This is a genomic window from Flavobacterium sp. (assembly GCF_035760125.1).
Lineage (GTDB): Bacteria > Bacteroidota > Bacteroidia > Flavobacteriales > Flavobacteriaceae > Flavobacterium.
Genome location: NZ_DASTTN010000554.1, coordinates 1 through 3331, shown reverse-complemented (window position 1 = coordinate 3331; position 3331 = coordinate 1). Strand labels below are relative to the sequence as shown.

The 3331-nt window shown below is 35.8% G+C and carries 4 protein-coding genes; all 4 read left to right on the top strand.

The genetic code is table 11. From position 1 onward, the window contains the following. The first annotated feature begins 650 nt into the window (after nucleotides 1-650). On the top strand, nucleotides 651-956 hold the full coding sequence (locus VFS71_RS19795; protein WP_326403414.1) for a YciI family protein: 306 nt from the start codon (nucleotides 651-653) through the stop codon (nucleotides 954-956). A gap of 125 nt (nucleotides 957-1081) precedes the next feature. Further along, complete coding sequence (locus tag VFS71_RS19790) at nucleotides 1082-1471, top strand: VOC family protein (protein ID WP_326403413.1); 390 nt, start codon at nucleotides 1082-1084, stop codon at nucleotides 1469-1471. 147 nt (nucleotides 1472-1618) lie between these two features. Then, entirely contained in the window at nucleotides 1619-2233 is a 615-nt protein-coding gene (locus VFS71_RS19785; protein ID WP_326403412.1) for a DUF2306 domain-containing protein, read from the top strand. A 311-nt stretch (nucleotides 2234-2544) separates the two neighbouring features. Beyond that, nucleotides 2545-3331, top strand: a 787-nt coding sequence (locus VFS71_RS19780) for an ATP-binding protein (protein ID WP_326403411.1), incomplete at its 3' end; no start/stop codon positions are given.

Sequence of the window (3331 nt, the reverse complement as noted above, 5' to 3'; positions counted from 1 at the left end):
CATTATCTGGAAAGAAAAAAAAGCACTAATCGAACTCAGCTTATTTATAAATAAATTAGCTTGTTCAATAATCCTGCAAGGCTTTTTTTCAACGTTGTATGTATAGACTTGTCGGATTTGCTTTTGGTCGTGAGGTTGCTTCATACCTCGCAAAGACTTTGATTGTGGAATTCTATTGTTTGCTCTACCTGTGTAACGAAGTCTAGAGACTTCAGAGAGCGGGTTATTTTTTTGCCATATCGTTTATCCCAAATAACCCCATACATGGCCCAACTCCGCAAATTATCAAGACTTTGCGTTTTTTTTTAAGTTTTTGAAAGCTGTGAACATGATAAAAGTCTCCCAACTTTTCCCGTAAATACTTTTAGAATTACATGCGATTCAAGAGTTACAAAGAAACTACAAAGTAACAAAGCTATTATTTTGTAGTTTTTCTTCTTTTATAAAGGGGAAAAGTTTCTGTTTACAAAATAACTTTATCAGCAAAAGTGCTGAATTTCTAAGATATTCATAAAAAAAGCCGGGAGACTTTTATTAAATTTACTGTTATAAAGAACATTAAAAAAAACGCAAAGTCTTGAGACTTTGAGGAGCGGGGAATATTAGCAATTATTATATTACACAGACGCAAACGATTAAAAACAAACTATATGGAAAAACAATTTTATGCTGTTTATTTGAACCCTTCAAGACCCGACTTTGCAATGACAATGACAGACAATGAAAGGACAATCATGTTACAACATATTGCATACTGGACAGAAAAGATGAAGCAAGGAAAAGTTTACGCTTTCGGTCCTGTTATTGACCCAAAAGAAATTTATGGACTGGGCATTGTAGCGGTAGACAACGAACAAGAACTAAAAGACATCATCGCAAACGACCCTGCGGGGAAAATAAATAGATACGAATACTTTCCAATGAAGGCTGTTGTACCCAATATTTCAATTGACTGACAACAACTTTCTTTCTTGCCCCGCTCCGCAAAGACTTGAGACTTTGCGGAGCTGGGGCACGGATTTCAAGGGCTATAGTGAACTAAAAATTTCTAAGATAACTGAAAATAATACAACCAAACATTATGGCAACAATAGACAACACTACACATTTTGCCCCTGAACTGCACATTCCCAATGGTACGTTCAATATTGATTTCTACACAAAATTCGGGGCTACGGAACATTTTCATTTTCTGAACGATGACGGGAGTATTCATGTTGTAGAATTGGAAATTAACGGTGCAATTTTTCACCTACACGAAACAATGCGTAATGCTCTTGAACCAATAAGTGCAAAGGGAGTAACCGCGATTATCGGTTTGTTTGTCCCTAATGTAGATGAAGTAATGCAAAAAGCTATTCAGGCGGGAGCAACAGAAATCAGTCCTGCCCAAGACTACGATTACGGTTACAGACAAGGAATGTTCAAAGACCCTTTTGGACATTGTTGGCAAATACAGAAAAAAATCTAAATGAACAGTAAACACATTAAATGATGCTTAAAGATTTTAACGATACAATTGACATTTGGATTACGCATTGGAAAATACAGTGACAGCCAATTGCCCACAAACTTGCCAAGCGTTGAGACATTGGTGATAATTTAACCGAACAATACTATGACAAAAAAAGGATTATGGATTTTATTTGTTGCATTAGCAATTGTAATTGGACTCTATCCAAGTATTTACTTTTTGGTAGACCGAAAATTTGGACTATTAAGTTCAAAATCCACTGAATTATTGACGAACACTTTTTGGAACATTGGCTTTTATACTCATATAATTTTAGGAGGAATCGCTTTACTCATTGGCTGGTCACAATTCAGTTCAAAAATCAGGATAAGGAATCTTAATCTACATAAGCAAGTTGGTAAGATTTACCTGATTTCGGTTATTCTTAGTTCAATAGCGGGTATCTATATTGGCCTTTTTGCAACTGGGGGACTTATAGCTTCCTTAGGTTTTATTGGTTTAGGTATTACTTGGTTTTATACAACTTTGCGGTCTTATTTACACATCAAAAACAAACAAGTTGAACAACATCAAAAGATGATGATTTACAGTTATGCTGCTTGTTTTGCTGCCGTAACATTACGAATATGGCTTCCACTTTTGACATTGGTCTATGGTGATTTTGTAAAAGCCTACATTGTTGTCGCTTGGCTGTGTTGGATTCCAAACTTAATTGTTGCTAGTCTAATAACTAAACGGATTGTGACACAAAAAACATAAACTCCCCAGCGAGCGGAATAAACCTCGCAATGACCCAATTTACGCTAATGAATATTTACAAAAAAGCAAAATTCCTCCCCTTAGCCCCGATAGCAGTGGACATCCTTGTAAGCCGGGGTTCGGCTTACAAGATGGAAACGGATAGCGGGACGATGCTAGCAAAAAAGCCTAATCTTTCTGCTCCCAAAATTTAAAATCGAACTTCACATATCATATAATTTGCCTACGACAATTTGTCACTACTATAACAATTGGTATCCTATTTGAAAGTTACTTTTACCAATTGTAAAACCATTAATAAATATAAAAACATGACAACAGGTAAAATTAATGTTTCGGTTGAAAACATCTTTCCCTTAATCAAGAAGTTTCTTTATAGTGACCACGAAATTTTCTTGCGTGAATTGATTTCAAACGGAACCGATGCAACTTTAAAACTAAAACACCTTACTAGTATTGGTGAAGCCAAGGTTGAATATGGTTCTCCGATTATTGAAATTAAAATTGACAAAGAAGGTAAAAAACTCCACATCATTGACCAAGGATTGGGAATGACTGCCGATGAAGTAGAAAAATACATCAATCAGGTAGCTTTTTCTGGAGCTGAAGAATTCTTGGATAAATATAAAGATTCTGCCAAAGATTCAGGAATCATTGGTCATTTTGGACTAGGTTTTTACTCTGCTTTTATGGTTGCAGAAAAAGTGGAAATCATCACCAAATCATACAAAGATGAACCAGCGGCACACTGGACTTGTGACGGAAGCCCTGAGTTTACATTGGTAGCGGCTGACAAAACTACCAGAGGAACTGAAATCATTTTGCACATTGCAGAAGATTCTCTTGAATTCTTGGAAGAATTTAAAATTTCTGGCTTGTTGAGTAAATACAATAAGTTCATGCCTATTCCAATTAAATTTGGAACAAAAACACAAACGCTTCCAAAACCTGAAGATGCTCCAGAAGATTATGTTGCTGAAACAGTTGAAATTGACAACATCGTTAACAACCCAAATCCAGCTTGGACAAAACAACCAACAGATTTATCGGATGCTGATTACAAAGATTTCTACCGTGAAATGTACCCGATGCAATTTG

What these genes read in the sequence shown, in the direction of transcription:
- VFS71_RS19795 (WP_326403414.1), top strand. Translation starts at nt 651, where the DNA reads ATGGAAAAACAATTTTATGCTGTTTATTTGAACCCTTCAAGACCCGAC.
- VFS71_RS19790 (WP_326403413.1), top strand. Translation starts at nt 1,082, where the DNA reads ATGGCAACAATAGACAACACTACACATTTTGCCCCTGAACTGCACATT.
- VFS71_RS19785 (WP_326403412.1), top strand. Translation starts at nt 1,619, where the DNA reads ATGACAAAAAAAGGATTATGGATTTTATTTGTTGCATTAGCAATTGTA.